21 protein-coding genes are annotated in these 24,612 nt (G+C 57.1%); 10 read left to right on the top strand and 11 right to left on the bottom strand.

Annotation, left to right across the window (positions count from 1 at the left end; all coding sequences use genetic code 11):
* The first annotated feature begins 52 nt into the window (after positions 1–52).
* Entirely contained in the window at positions 53–1,300 is a 1,248-nt protein-coding gene (locus MID00_RS07045) for a D-amino acid dehydrogenase (RefSeq protein WP_254500081.1), read from the top strand.
* A 192-nt stretch (positions 1,301–1,492) separates the two neighbouring features.
* On the opposite strand, the gene MID00_RS07040 is transcribed toward MID00_RS07045, so the two are convergent.
* The gene (locus tag MID00_RS07040) at positions 1,493–2,503 is read right to left on the bottom strand and encodes an acyltransferase (RefSeq protein WP_254500080.1); all 1,011 of its coding nucleotides are present in this window, start codon (positions 2,501–2,503) and stop codon (positions 1,493–1,495) included.
* 278 nt (positions 2,504–2,781) lie between these two features.
* Between MID00_RS07040 and rmuC the strand changes: the two genes are divergently transcribed.
* Positions 2,782–4,149 carry a DNA recombination protein RmuC gene (gene rmuC, locus MID00_RS07035; RefSeq protein ID WP_251196990.1) on the top strand — a complete coding sequence of 456 codons (1,368 nt, stop codon included), beginning with the start codon at positions 2,782–2,784 and terminating at the stop codon, positions 4,147–4,149.
* A 68-nt stretch (positions 4,150–4,217) separates the two neighbouring features.
* Here rmuC and MID00_RS07030 read toward each other — a convergent pair whose 3' ends face one another.
* The 3 genes from MID00_RS07030 to MID00_RS07020 form a co-directional block, all read right to left on the bottom strand.
* Positions 4,218–4,529, bottom strand: a complete 312-nt coding sequence (locus tag MID00_RS07030) for a HigA family addiction module antitoxin (protein ID WP_254500079.1) — start codon at positions 4,527–4,529, stop codon at positions 4,218–4,220.
* 9 nt (positions 4,530–4,538) lie between these two features.
* Positions 4,539–4,835, bottom strand: a complete 297-nt coding sequence (locus tag MID00_RS07025) for a type II toxin-antitoxin system RelE/ParE family toxin (RefSeq protein WP_250756474.1) — start codon at positions 4,833–4,835, stop codon at positions 4,539–4,541.
* 134 nt (positions 4,836–4,969) lie between these two features.
* Positions 4,970–7,519 (bottom strand): EAL domain-containing protein, encoded by a 2,550-nt coding sequence (locus MID00_RS07020; protein WP_250756475.1) that lies wholly within the window; start codon positions 7,517–7,519, stop codon positions 4,970–4,972.
* 192 nt (positions 7,520–7,711) lie between these two features.
* Here MID00_RS07020 and MID00_RS07015 point away from each other — a divergent pair, with 192 nt between their 5' ends.
* The 5 genes from MID00_RS07015 (at position 7,712) to MID00_RS06995 (ending at position 13,976) form a co-directional block, all read left to right on the top strand.
* Positions 7,712–7,990: an acylphosphatase gene (locus MID00_RS07015; protein WP_009460160.1), complete on the top strand. Its 279-nt coding sequence runs from the start codon at positions 7,712–7,714 to the stop codon at positions 7,988–7,990.
* 164 nt (positions 7,991–8,154) lie between these two features.
* Positions 8,155–9,048: a MurR/RpiR family transcriptional regulator gene (locus MID00_RS07010; RefSeq protein WP_254500078.1), complete on the top strand. Its 894-nt coding sequence runs from the start codon at positions 8,155–8,157 to the stop codon at positions 9,046–9,048.
* Between the two features lie 69 nt (positions 9,049–9,117).
* Positions 9,118–10,116, top strand: coding sequence for a TAXI family TRAP transporter solute-binding subunit (locus MID00_RS07005; RefSeq protein ID WP_009460158.1), 999 nt, complete (start codon positions 9,118–9,120; stop codon positions 10,114–10,116).
* 178 nt (positions 10,117–10,294) lie between these two features.
* Entirely contained in the window at positions 10,295–12,949 is a 2,655-nt protein-coding gene (locus MID00_RS07000; RefSeq protein ID WP_250756476.1) for a TRAP transporter fused permease subunit, read from the top strand.
* Between the two features lie 100 nt (positions 12,950–13,049).
* Complete coding sequence (locus MID00_RS06995) at positions 13,050–13,976, top strand: pseudouridine synthase (RefSeq protein ID WP_254500077.1); 927 nt, start codon at positions 13,050–13,052, stop codon at positions 13,974–13,976.
* Between the two features lie 173 nt (positions 13,977–14,149).
* Here MID00_RS06995 and MID00_RS06990 read toward each other — a convergent pair whose 3' ends face one another.
* From MID00_RS06990 to MID00_RS06965, 6 genes are all read right to left on the bottom strand, one after another.
* Positions 14,150–15,139, bottom strand: coding sequence for an asparaginase (locus MID00_RS06990; protein WP_009460155.1), 990 nt, complete (start codon positions 15,137–15,139; stop codon positions 14,150–14,152).
* A 63-nt stretch (positions 15,140–15,202) separates the two neighbouring features.
* Entirely contained in the window at positions 15,203–15,886 is a 684-nt protein-coding gene (locus tag MID00_RS06985; RefSeq protein ID WP_021447100.1) for an ABC transporter permease, read from the bottom strand.
* A complete protein-coding gene (locus MID00_RS06980) occupies positions 15,883–16,596 on the bottom strand; it encodes an ABC transporter permease (protein WP_009460152.1) in 714 nt (237 codons plus the stop codon). The genes MID00_RS06985 and MID00_RS06980 overlap by 4 nt, the downstream gene beginning before the upstream one ends.
* Positions 16,597–16,614: 18 nt before the next feature.
* Positions 16,615–17,424, bottom strand: coding sequence for a transporter substrate-binding domain-containing protein (locus MID00_RS06975; RefSeq protein ID WP_009460151.1), 810 nt, complete (start codon positions 17,422–17,424; stop codon positions 16,615–16,617).
* An 89-nt stretch (positions 17,425–17,513) separates the two neighbouring features.
* Positions 17,514–18,293 (bottom strand): ABC transporter ATP-binding protein, encoded by a 780-nt coding sequence (locus MID00_RS06970; protein ID WP_009460150.1) that lies wholly within the window; start codon positions 18,291–18,293, stop codon positions 17,514–17,516.
* Between the two features lie 159 nt (positions 18,294–18,452).
* Complete coding sequence (locus MID00_RS06965) at positions 18,453–19,742, bottom strand: Glu/Leu/Phe/Val dehydrogenase (protein ID WP_009460141.1); 1,290 nt, start codon at positions 19,740–19,742, stop codon at positions 18,453–18,455.
* Positions 19,743–19,936: 194 nt separating this feature from the next.
* Here MID00_RS06965 and MID00_RS06960 point away from each other — a divergent pair, with 194 nt between their 5' ends.
* Complete coding sequence (locus tag MID00_RS06960) at positions 19,937–20,641, top strand: YggS family pyridoxal phosphate-dependent enzyme (protein WP_031232795.1); 705 nt, start codon at positions 19,937–19,939, stop codon at positions 20,639–20,641.
* Positions 20,642–20,774: 133 nt separating this feature from the next.
* Complete coding sequence (locus MID00_RS06955) at positions 20,775–21,743, top strand: tripartite tricarboxylate transporter substrate binding protein (protein ID WP_009460137.1); 969 nt, start codon at positions 20,775–20,777, stop codon at positions 21,741–21,743.
* A gap of 29 nt (positions 21,744–21,772) precedes the next feature.
* Here the strand turns inward: MID00_RS06955 and MID00_RS06950 are convergent, their stop codons facing one another.
* Complete coding sequence (locus MID00_RS06950; protein ID WP_009460136.1) at positions 21,773–22,459, bottom strand: Crp/Fnr family transcriptional regulator; 687 nt, start codon at positions 22,457–22,459, stop codon at positions 21,773–21,775.
* Positions 22,460–22,634: 175 nt separating this feature from the next.
* Here MID00_RS06950 and MID00_RS06945 point away from each other — a divergent pair, with 175 nt between their 5' ends.
* Complete coding sequence (locus MID00_RS06945; protein WP_021447098.1) at positions 22,635–24,602, top strand: long-chain fatty acid--CoA ligase; 1,968 nt, start codon at positions 22,635–22,637, stop codon at positions 24,600–24,602.
* Positions 24,603–24,612: the final 10 nt, after the last annotated feature.

Raw genomic sequence — 24,612 nt, 5'->3', positions numbered from 1 at the left:
GCTCTACAGCGACCCCCAAGACAATAGAGGCCAGTTATTGGGGGGTATTTCCATGCATGTATGTATTATCGGCGCCGGTGTCATTGGTATGAGCACCGCGTTCATGTTGCGCCAAAAAGGGGTGAAGGTCACGGTGCTGGAAGCTGGTTCGCAAGTGGCCGGTCAGACCAGCTTTGCCAACGGCGGACAACTGAGCTACAGCTATGTGGCCCCCCTGGCCGATCCCGGTGTGTTCAAGGATTTGCCACGCTGGTTATTGAATAAAGACTCGCCACTGCGCTTCAAGCCTGCGCTTAGCCCCCAGCAATGGCGCTGGCTGCTGCATTTTCTGAAAGCCTGCCGGAGCGATGTGGTGCGCCGTACCACCGCGCAGATGCTGACCTTGTCCTATCTGAGCCGCGACATTCTGCACGACTGGCAAGAGCGCTTCAATCTGGAATTTGCCCATCAAAACAATGGCAAGTTGATTGTGTTCCGCAGCCCTGGTCCGTTCCAGCATGCCCGTGAACAGGCGCAATTGCAGGCGGATATGGGATCGTCACAACAAGTGCTGGAAGCAGCCCAAGTGCTGGAGCTGGAACCTTCTTTGCAGGCGTTGGGCTCGCGCTTGCAGGGGGCGATATACACACCTAGCGAAGAAGCGGGCGACGCTTATCTGTTTTCCGTGGCCTTGCACGAGCGCATGCAAAACGACAGCGACTACCAGTTGAAGCTGAACACGCCGGTGCAGCGCTTTGTAATGGAAGGGCGCGATATTCGTGCGGTGCAAACCGCTGAAGGCGAGATTCAGGCGGATCAGTTTGTTGTTGCTAGCGGGATGGGTACGGTGCCTTTACTGCGTCAGCTGGGTGGCCGTCCTCTGATCTACCCGCTGAAGGGCTATAGTTTGAGTCTCCCCTTGGAAGGCTTGAATCAGGCCGTGCCGGCTATCAGTGTGACCGACTACGAACAGCGCATTGTGTATGCCCGTTTGGGTGAAGTGCTGCGTATGGCCGCGATGGTAGACATTGGTTTTGATGGCCTGGATATTCCCGCTGCCCGTATGGCAACTTTGAAGCAACAGGTGAAGGATCTGTTCCCTGGCCTGCCGCTGGAGCAGGCGCAGACCTGGGCCGGTTTGCGTCCTGCTACGCCTTCGGGCAAGCCCGTTGTGGGGGCCAGCAAGCTGGCCGGTCGCTTGTGGGTGAATGCAGGCCACGGCGCATTGGGCTTCACCTTGGCTTGCGGCAGCGCGGCGATTCTGGCGGCTCACCTGACAGGCGAGGCTTCGCCTATTGATGATGCCCCATTTCGTCCTTAAGCCTTGAAGTAAATGACGGGTCCCTGGCGATCAATGGTTAGTGGCCGGTCATGAGCTGGGGGGGGGCTGAGCGTGCGTATGGAATGATTCGTGCCGCCAAGCTTGCTGCTCATAGTCAGTAGCGATGGTTACACGCTTGTAGATGGGCAAGTTTCCTCTTGGAAGCCTGCTCATTTTTTTCAAGTTTTGCTCTTATACCGTCGCTCGTAAGCCTGGCATGGCTTTGAAGCCCGCCGTCAACAATAGAGATAGGCCATAAATCGCTACCGCCAGCACCGGAATCGACCACAGCGCATTGAAATCCAGTGCCGTGAACAGGTAGCGGTACATCAGGTCGATCAGCCAGGGGTGGATCAAATACACCCCCAAGGTCAGCTCCGCCAGATGGGCGCTGATACGCGAATTGATCAAAGGCTGATCCCAGTCACGCAGCAGCAGAATCAGCGCGATGGACATGGGGATGACGGTGATGCTCAGGTAATCATAAAAGTACGCACCCGTTTGTCTATCGTGCGTGATAGCCAGTGCATAAAAGCCCCAGGCCGTTGCCACGATACTGCCCAGCAGCACCGTGATAGTCAGCCAGCGGGGCACATTCACCGGTACTTTGCGCAGCAGATAACCGAGCAGGAAATAGGGCAGATAGGACAGGAACCAGGTAAAGAAGGGCGCAGAGTGGGTGTTCAAGTCCGGATTGCTGAGGGTGCTAAGGGCGGACAGCACAAAGGCCGCTCCGGTCAGCGCAGCCAGCTGCTTCAAGTTGGTGTTCTGGACCATGCGACGCAAAAAGGGCGTAAACAGGTACAGGAACACAATCATGTACAGAAACCAGAGATGGAAATAAGGCCGACCCTGTAGCAGCCGCTCCAGATAGGGATAGGGGTCCGCGTCCGGCGTCCACCAATGCTGCTTGAAGGCCGTCCAGCCCAAGTAGAAAGCGGTCCAGAACAGCAGCGGCAGCAAGACTCGCGATGCTCGCTTCCGATAGAACAGCTTCATGCCTTCCTGGTGACGAGGCTCCAGCAAGAGTGCGCCGCTAACCATGACGAATACCGGCACACACCAGCGGGTGGCGGCATCGTAAAGGTTGCCACTCCACCAGTTGGCGGTGCCCAACTCGGCGTTCAGGACGGCATAGGCGGCGATATGCAGGCAGACGACAGAGAAAATCGCCACGATCCGTGCATTGCTGATCCAGTTCATGACAAGACAGAAAAATCAGAGACCTCCCCATCCTAACGAGCAGACGTTTCTGATTTGTCCCCCAAATACGGGATTTAGCGTCCAGTTTTATCTGGATGTGACTGTATGGCTGAAGGTGGTATGTGAATGCGGATTGGATGAAATCATCCCGCTCCCTTTCGAGAGAGACTGTAAAAGGGTGTATAAATTACCAGCGTTATACGGTTAAATAGCAGGCTTAGCCAGACAGACCCGCCAGGGCATTCCTGAGCGGGCGGTGCTGGGCAGGAGTACGGTGGATGGAGCTGGATTTGAGGGGCTTGGATGTGCTGATTGCCCTGGTCACCTTGGCGCTGGGTTTGCTGATCGGGCTGTGGCTGAGGGCGCGCATGAGTGCGCCTGTCGAGCAGGCCTTGGCGGATCGCTGCGCACGTCTGGAACAAGACTTGGCCCATGCACAGGAGCAGACTCAGGATGCGCAGGATAGGGCAGTGGAGCTGGACAAAGAGCTGATACGCCGCGATGCCCAGTTGCAGGCTCAGGAGATGCGCAATCAGGCCATACAAGAGGACCTGGAGCATAGCCGCGAGCAGATGCGTTTGCAGTTCGAGTCTTTGGCCCAGCAGATTCTGGAGGCTAAAGGACAGACCCTGCGTCAGGATAGTCAGCGCACTTTGGATGAAATGCTGCGACCATTCCGGGAGCAATTGGCAGGATTCCAGCTGCGTGTGAATCAAGTGCACGATGAATCCGTCAAAGGCCAGACTGCCTTGAGTCTGGAGCTGCAGCGCATGCAGGAAATGGGTCTGCGCATGAGTGCCGAGGCTCACTCCCTGGCGGTGGCGCTGAAGGGCGACAAAAAGACTACGGGCAACTGGGGTGAAACTCAGCTGGAAAAAACGCTGGAAGTGGCCGGTTTGGTACGAGGTGTCCACTTTGACACACAATGGCAGGCCCGCGACGAGCAAGGCCGCTTGCGATACCCTGACTTCGTGGTGCACCTGCCTCAGGACAAGCATCTGGTGCTCGATTGCAAAGTATCCCTGGTGGATTACGACCGCGCTATTCGCGCTGAGACTGACGAGGAACGTCAACAAAGCCTGCAAGCGCATGTGCAAGCGCTACGCAATCATATTGATGATCTGGCCTCCAAGGATTACAGCGCCTTGGCAGGCTTGAACAGCCCCGGCTTCGTGTTCATGTACGTGCCCATTGAAGCGGCCTATATGCAGGCTTTGCAGCAGCATCATGGCCTGTTTGACTACGGCCTGGGCAAGAACGTCCTGATGGTCTCGCACACAACCTTGCTGCCTATTTTGCGTACCGTAGCCAATATCTGGATGATGGTGCGCAGCAACGAGCAAGCCCATGAATTAAGTCAGCGCGCAGGTGATATCTACAACCAGGTATCCATCCTGGCCGAGCGCCTGAAAAAGCTGGGCGAAACCTTGGGGCAGGCGGGCAAACACTACAACAGCACGGTGACTGCACTGGCCGGCCAGCAAGGCTTGTACGGCAAAGTCAGCCGCTTTGCCGAGCTCTCGGCCAGGGCTAAACGCACTCAACCTGGCATTGAGCCCTTGCATACGGATATAGAGCACGAGCGTCTGGATTGGGTCTTGCCGGAAGAGGCCGCGCCTGCTCAGGACAAAGAGCCGGATGCTTGATGTGAGAGAAGCAGGCTTGATGATATTGGGCAGATATCAGGCTGACAAAGCATATGGCTTACAGCGATTTACTTCCTATTTTGCTCGTCGTGGCTCAGGCATGGGCGGGGGCCATGGAAGGACAGCACTTTGGGCCTTGGTTTTTGTTCTGCCTGCCACAGATCGTAGTGGGACTGCATATTGATCCACATCTCGGCGCTGGTTCCAAGCGCGTCGCGCAGACGTAAGGCCATGTCTGCCGAAATACCGGCAGAACCATTGAGGATGCGCGATAAGGCTGCACGCGTTACGCCAAGACGGGATGCCGCCTCTGTGACACTGAGTTCGCCCAAGTATTCCCGCAAGACTGGGCCGGGGTGGGATGGGTTGTGCATACGCATAGTGTTTTCCTAGTGATAGTCCTGGTAGTCCACCAAAACAGCGTCTTCGCCTTCAAAGTAAAAGGTTAGACGCCAGTTCCCGCTAACCGATATTGTGTAGTGATCTTGTACAGATTGGCCTTTGGGGTTTTTGCCCGATAACTTGTGGAGCTTCCATCCGGGGGCGTTCATATCTTCCGCTTGAGTAGCAGCGTGCAAGGCTGTTAGCTGAATCTGGAGGCGGACAGCATGCTTGGCTTGAATGCCGGATTTGGAGCCGGTTTCAAAGTAAGCCTGAAGACCCTTGTGTCGGAAGCTCTTAATCATTTGTATAGTGTATATGATCGCTATACGATATGCAAATATTGACGTTATTCTTGTCCTATTTGCTGTTTCGCCTGGGGTTGAGTTTTTGAACTGGCTGAGGGGCGTTGAGGCTGGTTTAGTGCGGTTGATGGCTTTTATGGTTGAGCGCCATCATCCTGCTCAATAAGCTCCAGCCACTGCTCCACCAATTGCGGGGCACTGAACAGATAGCCTTGCAGCGCATGGCAGCCGCGACGCAGCAGGAATTCTTTTTGCTGCTCGTTCTCCACGCCCTCGGCCACGACATGCAGGCCTAGCTGTCTTGCCATTGCCAGCACCGTGCGCACAATGGCGTTGGCTTCCTGTTCCATGGGTACGCCCAGGATCAGGCTGCGGTCCATTTTCAGCTCATACAGAGGCAGGCGGCGGATGGCGGCCAGGTTGGAATAGCCAGTGCCAAAGTCGTCCATGGAAAAGCGGATACCCAGGTCTTTCAGCTCGCGCATCATGGAGTTGGCGGAGGAAAAGTCTTCCATCAGCACGCCCTCGGTGATTTCAAAGATCAGGCGATGGGCCGGTGCGCCGCTGGTTTCCAGGATCTGGCGTGTACGGCGGGCAAAGTCAGGGCGGCGGAATTGAATCGGGCTGACGTTGATGGAAATGGGGAAGCTGCATTCCTGGGTCTGCAGCAGCAGATCACAGACGGATGCCATGATCCAGTCGCCCAAGGGGGTGATCAAGTCCGTGCTTTCGGCCAGCGGAATGAACAGGTTGGGTGTCAGCATGCCGCGTGTCGGGTGCAGCCAGCGCAGCAGCACTTCGGCCCCGCTGATGCGGTTTTGCTTGTCGTACTGGGATTGGACAAACAGGCGCAACTGATCCGAACCAATAGCAAATCGCAGGTCGTGCTGCAGGCTCAGGTGTTCTTCAAGCGCCTCTTGCATGCCAGGTTCGTACAAGGTGATCTGGTTGCGGCCATTCTCCTTGGAGCGATACATGGCGGTGTCGGCCTGACGCATCAAGTCTTCAGAGGTCAGCGTACTGTCGGTAATCAGCGCCAGGCCGATACTGCTGCTACTCAGGTAGGAGTGGCCTTCGATGCTGTAGGGCTCTTCCAGACGGGTGCGTACCAGTTCAGCAAATTCCAGTGCTTCTTTGTAGCAGTCGCGCACAGTGCCGGGATGCAGGATTTTCAGGATGACGAATTCGTCTCCGCCCAGGCGGGCCACGATGTCCTGGGGATCAATCATCAAGGACAAGCGGCGCGCGACTTTGCGCAGCAAGGCATCGCCAATCGCGTGCCCTCGTGCATCGTTAATGTGCTTGAAGCGGTCCAGATCCAGGAAGTACAGCGCACCGGGTCGTTTGTACGGCTCTATGGTCTGCAGGTGACGTTCCAGACGCTGCAGCAGCAGGCGGCGGTTGGGCAGCTCGGTGAGCGGGTCATAGAAAGCCAGCCGGTAGTTCTCTGACTGCGTGGCTTTCAGGGCCGAGATATTCGTGGAGATACAGTACAGACTGGTCTGCCGGGTCTCGGGGTCTTTGACCGGCATTTTGATGGAAAAGAACGTGGCGCGTATATCGCCTTTCCGGTCGCGTACCACTTCTTCCACGGCCAGGCGTTCACCGCTGTACAGCACCTGCTCGTCGTTATGGCGGAACTCGTTAATAGTTTGTTTGTTGGCGTACAAATCCTGGTCGGTTTTGCCCACAATGCTGACGGTCGTGTAGTTCAGGTCTTCGCACAGCTTGCGGTTGGCGTACTGATAACGAAACTGATCGTCCTTGATGTAGACGTACGCATCAATCGCATCCAGTACCGTATGCAGATGGTGCTCGGTACGGACCAGTTTCTTGCGTTGACGACGCAGGCCAATGCGCATCAGGGTGACGGTCAGCAGGGCAATGGTCAGCAAGACACCCAGTGTCAGCAAGGCGGGGATAATCCAGGGCTTGGTCGGTTTCTCGATCAGGCGCAGGCCCCATTGGTTCAGTGTTTCTGTGTAAAACGGGTCGTTATTGTCTTGCCATTGCTTGATGTGAGTATCAATGGCGGCCAGCAGGTCCAGGTGGCGGTCCTTGGCCGTGACAAAGTAGGTATTGGTTGGCTCCAGCCGGATGGGGGCGGTTTTCAGGCCATGCTCGCCCGCATGGCGCACTCCAAATAAATGGCCGACTACGGCGGCGTCGGCCTGTTTGCTTTGGACCAGTTTCAGGGCATTGTATTGGGAGTCAGTAATGACCAGCCTGGAACCCAACTCCAGTTTCTGCAAAATATTGTAGAGCTGGGTTAGTTGCAGGGTGCCGCTCATGACAGCAATGCGCTTGCCATTCAAGTCGTTCAGAGCACCGATATGGGTGGTTTTACCTGTGAAGATCTGAGACCAGTCCTCCAGCACGGCGCGACTGTGAAAGCTGTACAGGGCGGCGCGCTCAGGGGAATAAGCCAGGCCGGGCACAATGTCCAGCAAGTCATTTTGCAGGGCATTCAAGCATTGCTGCCAGTCGCATTGCACGGCTTCCAGAGTCCAGCCTTCACGCTTGGCAATCTCCAGCAGGAGTTCGCCCATGATGCCGCCGGGCCTGGCTTGGCTGTCCAGCAGCAGTTTGGGTGGGTTTTCGTAAATACCCACGCGCACAATATGCTGCTGGGAATGCGGTGCAGCATGGGCGGCGGGGGCGACGAAACCCAGAGTGGCCAGCATGCCTAGCACGTACATTGCCCTGCGCAGCGATAGAGTAAAAAGGCGGGGCAAATTCATAGGGTAGAGGCTGCACAAAGCAGGTAATCGGGGGCGGGTGCGGTCATGCAACAATGATGCGACTAATTTAACTGAATATTGAGATGCGGGGCGGATGCTGCCACATTTCGGGCACAAATAGCAGGGAGCAGGCTAATGGCGGATTGTGAAACGGTAGAAGTGTGTGTTAAAGGCCGGGTGCAGGGGGTGGGGTTTCGGGCAAGTGCGCTGCGCCATGCTCATCTATACGGCGTCAAAGGTTGGGTCAGTAACGCGGCCAATGGGTCGGTTGAATTGGTGTTGCAGGGCAGTACGGATGCGATTGACCAGATGGTTAGCTGGCTGCATATTGGCCCTGAACAGGCCCAGGTCGAGCAGGTAGATATCCAGCGTTCTTACACAGACAAACGCTACGATTTTTTTGATATACGTTAGCGCGGCAGCGTTGACGGCAGAAGCTGGTGGGGCGCATTTCACCGACAAACAAGTGATTACGTGTCGGATAGTTTGCGGGCAAACCCTAGGAAAACACTTGTTTTTTTTTAGTCGGTTCAGATTACCATTCGTTTTATTTCCAGCAGAACGTCGATGGAAGCCGAATGGAACCTTTGCTGCGACTGCAACGCATTTTGCCAGAACTGACGCCTGAGTTGCTTCGGGCTGCCCAGTGGGTTGAACGCCATCCTGTTGAGGTCAGCCTTTGGTCCATGCGCAGGCAAGCTCAGGCCTTGTCAGTGGCTCCCGCCACGATGCTGCGTTTGGCACGGGCTGCCGGTTATGACAGCTATGACCGTTTCCGGGCGCCGTTTCAACAAGCCTTGCATCGCAATGACGACACCATGGCTTCGCGGGCTCAATCCTTGCAAGGTAGTCGCGCTGCAGAACAGCAGACCCAGGCCTTGGGCCAGCAGCAGGAGGCAGCCGTGGAATCTGTCCTTCGGCTTAACCCGGCGGGCAGTCTGGATGCATGTGCCAAAGCCATTCTGGCGGCACCCAAGGTTGGCTTTCTAGGGGCGGGCGCCAGCTTTGCCTGCGCCTTCCAGATGCATTACGCCTATCAACTGATGTGTGGCAACGGGGTGCTGCTTAACCGAGCCGCAGATGTATTGGTGGAGCTGGAAACTGGCCTGGAAAGTGGTGGTGTGCTGCTTGTGATCAGCCAGGCCCCGTATGTGAAGGCCGTCGTGAACAGCGTTCGCTCTGCGGTGGAGCGTGGCACGACCGTGGTGGCCCTGACCGATAGCGTCTTGTCACCCATTGCACAAGGTGCCAAGCATGTATTGCTGTTTGATCCTCATACGGGCAAGCAGCCCATGGCCAGCTTTTTTCATTCCTTGGTAGGGCCTGTGACCGTAGCCGAACATCTGCTGGCTCGTATCGCTGCACAGGGCGGCAAGACAGTAGTAGAGCGTCTTGCGCAGCTGGAGTCCTCATTTCGCCGTCAGGAGATTTATTGGCAGGAGGGTGATGTTGCTGTCACTAATCCGCCTTGAGCACCACGATAGAAAGTAAACCGGGCATTCCGGCAATTCAAATGGGGTCCACCCCAAGGGAGACAAAAGATGAAGCACACTGCAAAGAAAACAGGTAAGAAACTGGTGTTGGCATCAAGCACAGCCGCCGCTTTATGTGCCATGTTATTGAGTCCTTTGCCGGCCAGTGCCCAGCAAAAATTTGTCAGCATCGGAACGGGTGGGGTGACAGGGGTGTATTACGCGGCCGGTGGAGCTATTTGCCGGTTGGTGAATAAAGACCGTGGGACCGATGGCGTGCGATGCTCTGTCGAGTCTACCGGCGGTTCGGTGTTTAACGTCAATACCATCAAGGCGGGCGAACTGGATCTGGGGGTGGTGCAATCCGACGTGGGATACAACGCCTATAACGGCGAAGGGCAGTTCAAGGACGGCGGTGCCTACACCAAGCTGCGCTCGGTGTTTTCCATCCATCCCGAACCCTTTACGGTGTTGTCGCGCAAAGAAGCCAATATCAGTACCTTTGACGACTTCAAGGGCAAACGGTTTAACGTAGGCAATCCGGGTTCGGGCACACGAGCATCGATGGATCAGTTGCTGCAGGCAATGGGCCTGGATAACAGCTTTTTCTCGCTGGCCTCCGAGCTGCGCCCGGACGAACATGGTCCAGCCCTGTGTGATGGCAAGATTGATGGGTTCATCTATGGAGTCGGGCACCCTTCGGCCAATATTCAGGACCCGACCACATCTTGTGGCGCCAAGCTGGTTCCTCTGACGGGGCCTGCTGTAGAAAAACTGGTCGAAACCTATCCTTACTATGCCAAGGCCGTCATTCCGGGTGGTCTGTATCCTAACAACCCAGACGATGTCCAAACTTACGGTGTTTTAGCGACCTTTGTGACGTCAGAGGATGTCCCTGAAGAGTCCGTTTATAACGTCGTCAAAGCCGTGTTCGACAACTTTGATGATTTCAAGCGTTTGCATCCTGCATTGGCAAACCTGAAAAAAGAAGACATGGTCAAGAACGGCCTGTCTGCTCCTTTGCACAAAGGGGCTGAAAAGTACTTCAAGGAAAAAGGGCTGCTGTAAGGCGGCCTGATATTGACCAGGCTGGCTACGCTGGCCTGGTCGCAAGTGCCACCGCACCGGCAGTGGTCTTGCTTCTGGTTTGGAGTTCCTGGGCTGCCTGGCCCAGGTGATCGGTGCCTGGTCGTTTGACCCGGCTGCATCGGCGCTTCAAACCAGACTTTCCTGGAGATATATGCAAATGACACAACAAGAACAGAAGAAAATGGGGCCGGACGTCGCCCTGACACAGGATGAAACGGCAGAACTGGAAAAGCTGGTTGCAGACGTAGACAGGGGCGGGCGCACTGTTGCGGGCGCAGCGGGCATGGTTTTGTTTCTGGCGGCCATAGGCTGGTCCTTGTTCCAGCTTTGGTACGCTTCCCCGCTGCCCTTTGCCCTGAATATGGGCATTTTCAATGACACTGAGGCGCGTGCCCTGCATTTGGGCATTGCCATGTTTCTGGCCTATCTGGCTTTCCCTGCCCGCAAAAAGTCGGCTCGGGACAGTATTCCAATTCATGACTGGGTCCTGGCTCTGATCGCTGCTTTTTGCGGCTCATATTTGTTCTTTTTCTATAAAGAACTGGCCATGCGCCCAGGCATCCCGACCACAATGGATGTGGTCGTGGCCAGTGTTGGCCTGGTGTTGTTGCTGGAGGCTACACGTCGCTCTTTGGGTGCGCCGATGGCCGTGTTGGCACTGATCTTTATCGCTTATATTTTTCTCGGCCCCTGGTTGCCGGATGCCCTGTCTCATCGTGGTGCTTCATTGCAGCGCCTGGTCTCGCATATGTGGCTGACTACCGAAGGGGTTTATGGGGTCGCACTGGGCGTTTCGGTTTCTTATATCTTTATTTTTGTATTGCTGGGCTCCTTGCTGGATCGTTGCGGGGCGGGCAATTACATGATGCAGGTCTCGTTTGCCTTGCTGGGGCATTTGCGTGGTGGGCCTGCCAAGGTTGCCGTGGTGTCCTCGGCGGTGAATGGCATTGTGTCTGCGTCCTCCGTTGCCAATGTGGTGACGGGCGGTATTTTCACGATTCCCCTGATGAAGAAAGCCGGTTACGGCGGTATTCGGGCCGGGGCCATTGAAACGGCGTCTTCCGTCAATGGCCAGATCATGCCGCCTGTCATGGGAGCGGCGGCCTTCCTGATGATTGAGTATGTTGGCATTCCCTATACCGACATCATTCGACATGCGCTGCTGCCCGCGGTCATTTCGTATATCGCGTTGTTTTATATCGTGCATCTGGAAGCGCTCAAGCTGGGAATACAGCCGATGATGTCATCGGGCAAACCCAGAACGTTCATGCAGAAGCTGGCCGGCTGGGGCATGGGCACGGCGGGTACTTTAATTGTGATGGGACTGGTGTACTGGATAGGCGTAGGGGTTCAGGCGGTAGCTGGTGCCGCCGCTATCTGGATTTTGTTGTTCCTGCTGCTGGTTCTGTATGTGTTTTTGCTGAAAGTGGCTGCAGACCACGAGGACCTGCCCACCGATATCAATGTCAACACACCGGTGCGCCCCGAACCGTGGCCAACGGTGCGAGCCGGTTTGTATTTTCTGATCCCTATCGGCATTCTGGTCTGGTGTCTGACGGTAGAAGTGATGTCTGCGGGCCTGTCGGCCTTCTGGGCCGTTGTGGCCATGTTGTTCCAGATGGCAACCCAGCGTCCCATCATTGCCTGGTTCCGCAAGCAGGCGACAGCTCAGCCATTGCGCCAAGGCGTCGGTGAAGTCTGGGTGGGGCTACAGGAAGGTGCCCGCAATATGGTGGGCATCGGCATTGCTTGCGGGACGGCCGGCTTGATTGTGGGTGCTATCACCTTGACGGGTCTGGGCCTGCGCATGACAGCTTTTGTGGAGCTGGTCTCCATGGGCAATGTGCTGGTCATGCTGTTTTTTACCGCCGCTGTGTGTCTGGTTTTGGGCCTGGGTATGCCTACCACTGCCAACTACATTCTGATGGCGACCTTGATGGCGCCGGTGGTGGTGGAGCTGGGGGCGCAAAGCGGCATGATCATTCCGCTGATTGCCGTCCATATGTTCGTGTTTTATTACGGGATCATGGCGGACATCACCCCGCCTGTGGGCTTGGCCACTTTTGCAGCCGCTGCCATTTCAGGGGAGGACCCGATCAAGACAGGGGTGCAGGGCGTGACCTATGCCATGCGTACGGCCGTGCTGCCCTTCATGTTCATCTTCAATCCTATGCTCTTGTTGATCGGCATACATGGTGTCTGGGAGTTGATTATGGTCGTGGTGGGAGCGACCGTGGCTTCCCTGACATTTGCGGCGGCAACCATGGGATGGCTGCGCATCAAAACAAGCTGGCTGGAGACCGTCTTGCTCCTGTTGGTGACGTTCATGCTGTTCCGACCGGACTGGTTCATGGACCATATCAGCGAGAAGTACCAGAGTCGCCCCGCGTCAGAGTTGATGCAGATTGTTCAGAACACGCCAGACGGAGGCAATCTGGTGGTGCAACTAGCGGGGATGAATCTGGAGGGTAAAGACTTGCAGAAAACAGTGGCTGTATCATTGCCCGGCTTGCCGCAAGGAGATGGGGCGGCCGGCTTGGCAGCGGCGAGCAAGCGTTTGTCTCAGGCTGGGCTGACGGTGATGGCTTTCGGCGATACGGCGCAAATTGCCTCGGTGGCTTTTGGCAGTTCAGCGCGGCGGGCCGGATGGGAGCAGGGCTGGGATATTCAACAGGTGAAAGTGCCACATCCAGATCGTCCTTCCGAGTTTTGGGTTTATATTCCTGCTTTTCTGATTCTGCTCTGGTTGTGGTTAAGGCAAGGCCGCCGGATCCGTCATGATGCCGCCCCACAAGGTGCTGTCCAGAGTTGAGCGAGCCAGCAGCCTCGGCGGCGGCTGATAGTACACTGATGCCACTGGGTGGCTGGCCCGCTGCAATAGCGGGCCATTTTCTATCTATTTTGTTTTTGTAATGACACCAATAACAAGTGTGCCGCCCCTGCCTTCGCGCAATGGGGTCAGCCCCAGCAAGGTATGGTGCCCACGCGGGCCCTGGCTTTTGCTGGAGGAGTTCTTGCTGGAACGCTTCCCCCATGTCAGCCCCGAGGTCCTGCTGGACAGACTGGCACGAGGCGATATTCTGGATCAGGACGGGGTGCCGCAACATTTTGGTTCGCCTTATCAGCCCGATCGTTGGTTATGGTACTTCCGCATGGTGGAAAACGAAGCGGTCGTCCCTTTCGATATGCCCGTTCTATACGCGGATGAGCGTCTGATTGCTGTGGACAAGCCGCACTTTCTGGCTACAACGCCGGGCGGTCGCTACTTGTACGAAACTGCGCTGACTCGTCTGCGGCGGGACTTCGGAGAGGATGGCATCAGCCCCATTCACAGGCTGGACAGGGAAACGGCGGGTATCTTGCTGTTTTGTCGTGATCCTGCGGCTCGCGGGGCCTACCAGTCCCTGTTTCAGCAGGGCGGGATCGAGAAAGAATATGAAGCGGTCGCGCCGTTTCAGGAAAAGCTGGCAAATGGGCTGCTGTACAGCAGCTGCATGAAAGAAGTGCCCGGCAAGTTTGTCATGTGTGAGGTTGAGGGCGAGGCCAATAGCAGCACCGAAATTATTTGCGAACGCCACTGGCAGGCTGAGCAGGGTCAGGAGCTGGCCTTGTACCGCCTGCGTCCCAAAAGTGGCCGCAAGCACCAGTTACGCGTGCATTTGAGCAGCCTGGGGGCACCTATCATCAATGATGTGTTCTACCCTGAGCTTTTGCCGGAGCGTGACGCGGACGACTTCAGCCAGCCCTTGCAGTTGCTGGCTCGGCACATTGCCTTTGTGGACCCCATAACGGGTGAGCAAAGACGCCTCAGCAGTCAGCGGCAGCTGGAATTGGCTTGAGCCTATTGGCATTGCGCTTGAGTACGCTATTGTCGAACAGCCACAGCCACAGCCACAGCCACAGCCACAGCCACAGCCACAGCCACAGCCACAGCCACAGCCACAGCCAGTCTTGCTGCTGGTGCCCTTTATCTAGCCAGCTAGTCCAAGGGACGATGGCGAAAGCCCGAACCTTAATAGTCGCGGAAAGCCGCCTCTATCTCATCGTGCTCCAGTTGAGCAGCCAGACACAGCATTAATAAAATTCGGGCCTTTTGAGCAGGCAAGTAATGCGCGGCAATGGTGTTGTGATCCTGGTCATACGCACTGTCTGTCACAGGTCCTGCATGGATGCGAGAAGCCCGCACACACACCACGCCTAGTCGGTGTGCCCGGCTGACACCTTCCAAGGCTCCGGGGGTCAGGCTGCCGTTGCCAGTCGCCGCCACCACAATGCCTTGCACACCGCTTTGTGCGGCGTGGCGGTACAGTTCGGCCAAAGTATCGGGGTGATCGTAAAAAATCTGCACTTTAGGAAGGCTGTGCAAAGAGCGCACATCGAACAGGCTGCTGTGCGTATGGGGCAGCAGCGTACGCATCATGAAGCGCGGCTGCCCGCCTGCAACCAGACCCAAGGGGCCGGCATCGGGTGAACCGAAGGCGCTGGTCTGAGTGGTGTGTTGTTTGCTCAGGAAACGGGCGCTGTGTATCTGGTCGTTCAGCAGTACCAGTACACCTTGATCCTGTGCCAGCGAAGAGCAGGCTACTTGCACGGCCTGATACAGATTCAGCGGACCGTCGGCACTCAAGGCCGAAGCCGGGCGCATCGCCGCCACCATAACCACGGGTTTGTCGGTTTTCAGGGTCAGGTGCAGGAAAAAAGCGCTTTCTTCCAGCGTATCGGTGCCGTGGGTAATGACCGCGCCGTTGATGTCCGGTCGTGCGAGCAGAGCATTGAGCTTGTGGGATAGCTCCAGCAGCATCAGCGAGCCCATGGCCCGGCTGTCCACGTTGAAAATCTGATGGCACTCCAGATCGGCCAGCTCGGTGATACCGGGCACGGCTTGCAATAGCGTTTCTACGCCCTGGGTGATGTCGTAGTCCGTCAGACCAAGATTGGATTGGGTTGTGGCGGCAATGGTGCCGCCGGTGCCTACCAGGGCCAGTTTGGGGCGAGTCGGCATGTGAGGGTGCTCCGCGTCCAGTTGTTGCGCTAGGGGGTGCGGAGAGCCTGGGGTGGCGCCGGTTTAACGGCGCACTTTCAACCAGCGCTCGACCAGGTGCACCACCGATAGCAGGGTAAAGTTGATCAGCAGGTACAGCAGACCCGCAATAACAAAGGTCTCGATGATGGCGTAGTTCTGGTTCATCAAGCGTTTGGCATGACCGGTCAGGTCCATGACGGCAATGGTCGAGGCCAGACTGGTGCCTTTGATGGCCAGCACAATTTCATTGCTGTATGCGGGCAAGGCCTGGCGAATCGCCAAAGGAAACGCCACGCGACGAAAGCGCATCCAGGCGGACATGCCGATGGACTTGGCTGCCTCGATCTGGCCCACTGGCACAGCCTGAAAACCGCCCCGGAAGACTTCACTGACGTAGGCGCCACTGTTCAGACCAATGGCCAGAATCGCGCAGCGCATGCCGTCGCTGAACAGCCACCACAACGTGGGTGAGTCCTTTACAAAACTCAGGGTGCCCACACCGTAGTACAGCAGGAACAACTGCACCAGCAATGGGGTGCCACGAAATACCGTGCTGTAGCTAAAGGCAAAGCTGCGCAAAATGCGGCTATGGGACTGGCGCATCAGGGCCAGTGACAGGCCGATGAACAGCGACAGCACAATGCCCCACAGACCGATATAGACGCTCATGCCGAACCCCTTGAACAGGGTTTCAACGGTGGTATTGAATAATTCCAGATCAATCATGCCTGGGCTCTCATGCCTTTGCCGGTATAGCGTTCGGCCAGCAAAAACAGGGCCTGACTACAGGCACCAATCAGAAAATAAAGCACGCCTGCAATCAGGTACATGGCCATGGGTTCGCGCGTGTTGGCGGCTCCCAGGGTCGCGGCCCGCATGATCTCGACCAGACCCACCAGGGAGATCAGAGCCGTGTCTTTCAGTGCGGTTTGCCAGACGTTATTGGCGCCGGGCAGGGCGTACCAGAACATTTGCGGCAGGATAATGCGGCGCAGGCGCTGCCAGGGGGACATGCCAATGGCTTTGGCGGCCTCGATCTGGCCTTCGGGAATGGCTTGCAAGGCACCGCGAAACACCTCCACGCTGTACGAGCCTGCAATCAGGCCAATGGCCAAAATGCCGACCAGTGCGGGGAACCAGCGCGTCATTACATCTTCCATGCGCATGAAATCGGCCAGATCGGAGACGACTTGGACCGAGCCAAAGAACAGCAGGTAGATGATGAGCAGCTCGGGGATACTGCGAACCACCGTGGTGTACAGGCTAACGGGGCCACGCAGCCAGCGTGGCCCGTTGGTCTTGATGCTGGCTCCTGTAATCCCAATGACTACGCCCAGGGCCATGCCCAAAACGGAGATCAGCAAGGTCATTGCTGCTCCGCGAAGGAACATCCAGCCCCAGCCTTCGCGCAGCACATTAAAAATGGTCTCTAGCATCAAGTGGTACTTCTCGACTTATTTCTTGCAGATCTCGTAGTTGGCGATGTCGATGTCAAACCACTTTTCGCTGGCGGTCTTGACGGTGCCATCGTCGATCAGCTTGCACAGGGCAGCGTCAACCTTGGCTTTCAGTTCTGCATTGTCTTTGTGAATACCGACGGCAATGCCATAACCCAGAGTTTCAGGGTCGGAGGAGCCTTTGATGACCAGCTTGGACAGGGCAAAGTTGTCCTCGCCGACTTTATGCAGGAACTTGGACTGGGAGGTCAGGTCGGCAAAGGTGCCGTTCAGACGACCGGCGTCCAGATCGATTTGCATCTGGTCCAGGGTCTCGTAGTTCTTGACGGTGGTCTTGGGGGCTTTCTTGGACAGGAAAGCGCCGTGAGTGGTGCCACCTTGAACGCCAATGGTTTTGCCAGCCAGGCCATCAAAAATAGCTTGTTCGTTGTCGGCACCGACCAGTTCACTGTTCTTGGGCAGAACGAAAATGGCGTCTTCAACGGCGTAAGGAATACTGAAATTCACGCGCTTGGCACGCTCGGGGGTGTAGGACATGCCCGAGATGATCAGGTCAAAGCGTTTGGCATCCAGCGAAGGAATCAGGCTGTCAAAGGCTTGCACGATGAATTTGCAATCGCTGTTCAGCTCCTTGCACAGGGCAGCGCCCACGTCGGCGTCAAAGCCGGTGACTTTACCGGCTGCGTCCACCATGCTCCATGGTGGGTAACCGCCTTCGGTACCGATTTTCAGGGTGTCTGCCATTGCAGCCTGGGAGCCCAACAGGGCCAGGCTGGCACAGATCAGGGTCTTGCTGAGGAAACTCATGGTCTGGCTCTCCTTTGTGGATAGGCTGGTCAGAGCCGTATTGGCCCTGCTGGTTTTCCAGCCGGTGTCGTATTCACGAAGCGATGATCTTACTGCATTGGTTGTAGAAACTGCTGTAGACGCTCGGATTGTGGCCTATCGAACAGATCTTTGGGATGGCCACGTTCTTCAATCAGGCCGTTGTGCATGAAAATGGTCTCGGAAGAGACGTCACGCGCAAAATTCATTTCGTGGGTGACCAGGATCATGGTGCGGCCTTCCTGGGCCAGCTGGCGAATCACACGTAGTACTTCGCCCACCATTTCCGGGTCCAGCGCCGAAGTCGGTTCGTCAAACAGCAGGACATCCGGGTCCATGGCCAGGGCACGGGCAATGGCCACGCGCTGCTGCTGACCACCGGACAGTTCGGCCGGGTAGGCATCGCATTTGTTGCTCAGGCCCACCTTGCCCAGCAGTTCGCGGGCGTATTCAGCCGCTTCACGGGCCGGGCGGCCTTTGACATGGATGGGGCCTTCGGTGACGTTTTGCAGCACCGTGCGGTGCGACCACAGATTGAAGTTCTGAAACACCATCCCCAAGCGGGCGCGGACTTGTTCCAGCAGGCGCGGATTGTCTGTCTGGCAAATGCCCTTGCGATTGCGATGGCTGCGCAAAATGTCATTGCCGATCTGGATTTCGCCCTGATCGGGGACGACCAGATGGTTAATGCAGCGCAGCAGGGTACTCTTGCCCGAGCCGGAGGCTCCAATAATGGAGAGCACGTCGCCCTTGTGAGCTTGCAGGGAAATGCCCTTGAGCACCTCGTTGGTGCCAAAGCGTTTGTGGATGTCGCGTACCTGGACCGCCGCGTTCAGGTCATTGTTATTCACAGCAACGTCCTTGCGGTCAAAGAGAAAGGGGGTAAGGGTTTCATACGGGTGTCATATCCTGGATGCCCCGATTCTACCGCTTTCCCCCTGTTTTTTTTGCACAAGCGCTGTATTTTGCTCATAAAAAGCGGCATAAACCGGGTACGCCGCCTTATGAGTTTATGGATACAGGCCGCGTACTTGACGAGATTCCAGAATGCGGGCGCAACCCACGATAAAGGCAGCCGTACGCAAGGTGACGTTGTGCTCTTTGGCAACCGCCGCCACCGTGGTGTAGGCCGAGCGCATCATCATTTCCAGACGGTTGTTGATCTCGTCCTCGGTCCAGAAGAAGCTGGAGAAGTCCTGGACCCATTCGAAGTAGGACACGGTTACGCCACCGGCGTTGGCTACCACGTCCGGAACAATGATCACGCCCTTGTCGTTCAGGATGTCGTCGGCTTCCGGGGTGGTGGGGCCGTTGGCGCCTTCGATCACGATGCGGGCGCGGATGCGGTCGGCATTGCTCTTGTTGATCTGGCCCTCCAGCGCGGCCGGGATCAGCAGATCGGTTTCGATATGCCAGAAGTCTTCGTTGGAAATGGCCTCGGCATTGGGCGCTCCGGCCAGACCTTTGTGCTGTTCCATGTGGTTCAGCAAGGCCAGTACGTCCAGACCGTTGGGGTTGTATACCGTGCCGGTGTGATCCTGTACGGCCAGCACCTTGGCACCGGCTTCCTGGAACAGGCGGGCAGCGGTGCCACCCACGTTACCGAAGCCTTGCACAATGACGCGGGCGCCATTCAGGTCGATACCGGCGTCGCGGGCCGCTTCACAACCCACGGTATACACGCCGCGGCCAGTGGCTTCCACACGGCCCAGGCTACCGCCCAGGGAGACAGGCTTGCCGGTGACTACGCCGGTGCTGGTGCCACCGACATTCATGGAGTAGGTGTCCATCATCCAGGCCATGGTCTGGGCGTTGGTGTTCACGTCCGGGGCTGGAATGTCCTTGTTGGGGCCAATAATCACACCGATTTCGCTGGTGTAGCGGCGGGTGATGCGCTCCAGTTCGGCCTGGGAGTGGTTGCGCGGGTCAATACGAATACCGCCCTTGGCACCGCCAAATGGCAGGTTCACGGCAGCCGATTTGATCGACATCCAGGCAGCCAGAGCCATCACTTCGGACAGGGTGACATCCTGGTGGTAGCGCACGCCGCCCTTGCCTGGGCCACGGGAAGTATTGTGCTGAACGCGGTAGCCCTCGAAGTGGGCCACGGTGCCGTTATCCAGTTCAATGGGTACGTCGACAATCAGCGTGCGCTTGGGGCGCTTGAGTGTTTCAACCCATCGGGACAGTTTGCCCAGATACGGAGTGACTCGCTCCACTTGTTCGAGATAAATACCCCACGGGCCGACGTCGTCGGCGTTCAGGTATGACGGCAAAGCATGGGTGGGACGATCTGTCATGAGCTCCTCGATAAGGTTGGGGAAACGGGATACGAGTACACAGTGAAGACGTGTGATTGCGCACAGACGCAGAACCTGGCAAACACGCTGTGGATGGGCTTAGCGGTGGCCGTGTGCAACAGTTATGCTATCGGAAATGGCCGCTGTTGTGTTTGCAGCGTTTGCGATGGTTTTATCTGGGTGCGTGTGCATTGATGGCTTCTTCTGACTCTTCCCTTTCTGGTCGCTTGGCGCAATTGCGCCAACGTATCGAACAGGCTTGCTTGCAGGCCGGCCGCCCTGCTGATGCGGTGGCTCTTTTACCGGTAAGCAAAACCTTTCCTGTGCCCGTGCTGGCTCAAGCCCTGGATTTGGGCCTGTCGCGAATGGGCGAGAACAAGGTTCAGGAGATTCGAGACAAGCAGGCAGAGCTGGCCGATCGCGCGGTGCAGTGGGTGATGATAGGCCATCTGCAGAGCAATAAGGCTAAAGATATTGCACGCTTGGCCAGCGAAGTACAGTCTTTGGACCGTTTGTCCCTGGCTCAGGCCCTGGATCGACACCTGCAAAACGAGCAGCGTAGCCTGGACGTGCTGATCCAGGTCAAGACCTCGCCCGAGCCCAGCAAATTTGGTTTGGCCCCTGAAGAACTGCCCGCCTTCATGCAGTCCCTGCGTTCGCTCGATACCTTGAAGGTCCGTGGTCTGATGACCATGGCCGTCAATAGCGATGACCCCCAGGCAGTTCGCGCCTGCTTTGCCAGCCTGCGCCAGTGGCGCGATCGTCTGGTGGAGTTGGGCCATGAACAGGTGCAAGGCCTGTCCATGGGCATGAGCGGTGACTTCGAGCTGGCGATTCAGGAAGGTTCCACTGAAGTGCGAGTGGGTTCGGCCCTGTTTGGCGCACGCGATTACAGCTAATCGATATCCGCATCGTTACTAATGCCCTGTGCAGGGCTGTCCGCGCATAATGTCTCTGCGCATCCCGGACGGGATGCTTAAAACTTAAAAAAATAGCGCCAAAAGCGCTGTCTACACGCATGGAGGAGACATCATGCATTGGAAGAACTTTGGAGCCGGTGTGCTGTTGCTAAGCGCCAGCCTGACAGGAACGGCCTTGGCAGCAGACTGGCCCCAGTCTGCCGTCACCTGGGTAGTCCCTTATCCTGCAGGCGGCGGTTCAGATGTGATTGCCCGGCTGGTCGCCAAGCAGCTGGAAAGCAGCCTGGGCCAGACCTTGATTGTGGAAAACAAACCGGGGGCCGCCACCATTATTGGCGCAACCTACGTCAGCAATGCCAAGCCCGATGGCTATACCGTAGGCACGGCTGATTCAGGCACGCTGGCCTTTAACTCCTCTTTGTACAGCAAGCTGCAATACGACCCGGCTGCCTTCACCTATGTGGGCGGTCTGGCCCGCTTCCCCCTGATGCTGGCAGTGCCACAGGAGTCGCCCTATAAAACCGTGGCCGATCTGTTGGAAGCAGCGCGTAAACAACCTGAAAAGCTGACGTCCTCGTCCGCTGGCAGTGGCTCTCCACACCATTTGGCTTTGGAGATGTTCAAGCAGCGCACGGACACCAAGATCGTGCACGTGCCTTACAAGGGAGCCGCACCCGCCATTCAGGATTTGCTGGGCGGTCAGGTGGATATGTCCTTTGTGGATTCCGCCGCAGCGCTATCCAACATCAAGGCCGGCAAATTGCGGGTGCTGGCGGTTGCCACGCCCGAGCGTAGTAGTCTGTTGCCTGATGTGCCAACCATGGCCGAAGCGGGTATTGCCGACTTCTACGCCTATGCCTGGCAAGGTTTGGTGGGCCCACCCAAGATGGACGAAGGCGCCCGTCAACGCTTGAGCCAGGACTTGATGCAGGCCCTGAAAACGCCCGAGCTGGATCAGCGTATTCGCGAGATGGGGGTGGAACCCATGCCCATGACGCCCGATGAATTCCAGGCTTACGCCCAGCGTGAACGCGCTGAATGGGCCACGGTTATCGAGCGTGCGGGCATCCGTATGGATTGACCTTGATGCGGCCCACAGTGGCCGCATAATCAGGCGGCATATTCATCGCCGTAACGTTTCAGACCGTCCAGGTCCAGCACCTGGACGCCACCATACTTGATCAACAACAGCCCTTCGTTTTCCAGTTGGCGCAGGGCCTGGTTGGCTCGTTGGCGCGACACACGCGCCAGGTAGCCGATCTCCTCCTGGGTAATGTCCAGGCGCAGACCTTTTCCGGGGTAGAGCAGCGGGTTGAACAGCTCTGCCAGACAGCGTGCCACGCGGGCATCGGGGGTAGACAGGCTGTTGTATTCCGCCTTGCCGATAAATTGCGCCACACGTTCATTGAGCTGATGCAGGAGGTAGCGGTTGAAAGCAATGCTCTGGTCCAGCAAATCGTTAAAACTGTGTACGGGCAAGCGGGCCACCTGGCTGTCGCGCAAGGCGACCACATCGTATTTGCGCTCTTCGTTTTTCAGCAAGGAGCCTTCGCCTATCCAGCCACCGGCGGGTACCCCGGTCATGGAAGCGATCTTGCCTTCGGAATTTCCCACCGACACTTTGAGCAAACCCGAGAGCACGCCAATCCACGCGGTGGCGCGTTCTCCCTTGCGTTCGACGATGGCCCCGGCCTCGTATGCGGTGATCAGTGTGTCGCGGCGGACACGCTCTTGCAGCTCGGGTGTCAACAAGCGAAACCAGGCGGCTCGCTCCGATAAAGCATCTACAACATGCATGAGGATTAACCCTCGATAAAGGTCGAATGTCATGTCCGTGACAATCTTCGGGACGGGCAACCGATAACTTGATTATTAACAGGCTGCAAATAGCTTGAGGGCATAACATCTGCCTTCTGCCGCAATCATAAGCAGCCTCCTGGACCATAACAAGCCGGGAAAATTCGGAGGAGACATGGTTGTGCGGATGGATAAAGAGCAGGTAGCGGGTTTACCCGGCACCTTCCCAGCCTGGATAGAACACCATGCCCAGGTGCGCGGCAACAAAGTTGCCATGCGCGAAAAAGACCTGGGAATCTGGCAGACCTGGACGTGGCAAGAGCTGGCTGAACAGGCCGAGCAACTGGCTGCGGGCCTGGCCGGGCTGGGTGTCAAAGACGGTCAGCACGTCGCGGTGATCGGTGAAAACCGCCCGCGCCTGTACCTGGCCATGATGGCGGCGCAAATGCTGGGCGCTGTGCCCGTGCCTTTGTATCAGGATGCGGTAGCCCAGGAAATGCTGCACGTATTGCTGGATGCCAGCATACGCGTGGCCGTGGTCGAGGACCAGGAGCAGGTCGACAAGCTGCTGGAAGTCTGGGACCAGTGCCCCGATCTGGATGCGCTGATCTATGACGACCCACGCGGTCTGCGCAATTATCAGCAAGAACAGCTGCAATACATCGAGCAGGTCATGGAGCAGGGCCGCCTGCAATTGGCGCGGGATCCGGACTGTGTGCGACGCATCTGGAAGGCCATTACGCCTGACCATGCCGCCGCCATGTTCTACACCTCCGGCACCACCGGCAAGCCCAAGGGTGTGGTACTGACTCACGGCGCGTTGGTGGATCGTGGCCTGGCCATTCAGGAACTGGAATCGCTGACCGATGCCGAGGAAGTGCTGGCCTATCTGCCCCCCGCCTGGATCGGGCAGAACATGTTTTCCTACACGCAGTTCCTGGTCACGGGCTTTACGGTGAATCACCCTGAGTCACCCGAAACCGTGTCCATCGATCTGCACGATATTGGCCCGACCTATTACTTTGCGCCTCCCCGCGTGCTGGAAGGCTTGCTCACGCAAGTGACTATCCGCATGGAAGATGCCGGTGCCCTGAAGCGCGCCTTGTACAAGCGTTTCATGTCTCTGGCGCACCGTGTGGGTGTGCAGATTCTGGACAAGCGCCCCGGCGTGGGGATGTGGGATCGTCTGTGCTATGGCGTGGGCAATATCCTGATCTACGGCCCCTTGCGGAATGCCCTGGGCATGAGCCGCGTGCGTGTGGCTTACACCGCCGGTGAAGCTATTGGCCCCGACCTGTTCGACTTTTACCGTTCCATTGGCATCAACCTGAAGCAGCTCTATGGCGCTACCGAGACCTCGGTATTCGTCTGCGTCCAGGAAGACGGCCATGTGCGTGCCGACACCGTAGGCCCACCTGTGAAAGGCGTGGAAATTCGTGTGGCCGATAACGGTGAGATTCAGGTACGCAGCCCCGGTTTGTTCAAGGAGTACTACCGCAATCCCGAGTCCACGGCCGAGTCCTTTACCGAGGACGGCTGGTATCACACGGGTGATGCCGGTTATCTGGATACCGATGGTCAGTTAAAGATCATCGACCGTGCCAAGGACGTGGGCAAGCTGGCCGATGGCTCCTTGTTTGCACCCAAGTACATCGAGAACAAGCTCAAGTTTTTCCCCTTCATCAAGGAAGCCGTGGCTTTTGGCGATGGCCAGGAGGAAGTGTGTGCCTTTATCAATATTGATCTGGAAGCCGTGGGCAACTGGGCCGAGCGTCGCAACCTGCCTTACGCAGGCTATACCGACCTGGCAGGCAAGCCCGAGGTCTATGCCCTGATTCGGGACTGTGTGGCTCAGGTTAATGCTGATCTGGCGAATGATCCCAAGCTGGCAGGATCGCGCATCAGCGCCTTCCTGATCCTGCACAAAGAGCTGGATCCCGATGACGATGAACTGACCCGTACCCGCAAAGTACGTCGCGGCTTTATCGCGCAAAAATACAAGGTTCTGGTCGACGCCCTGTTCAATGGCCTGGACAGGCAGTTTGTGGAGACAGAAGTGAAGTTTGAGGATGGGCGCAGCGGTCGCATTTCGGCAGACCTGCACATTGAGCGCATGACAGACGCAGCAGCAAGGAGCGCATGATGAGTGAGGC

The organism is Alcaligenes sp. NLF5-7, from assembly GCF_024266725.1.
Lineage (GTDB): Bacteria > Pseudomonadota > Gammaproteobacteria > Burkholderiales > Burkholderiaceae_B > Alcaligenes > Alcaligenes phenolicus.
The sequence above is the reverse complement of the archived record's forward strand: the minus strand, read 5'-3'. Positions and strand labels throughout refer to the sequence as shown.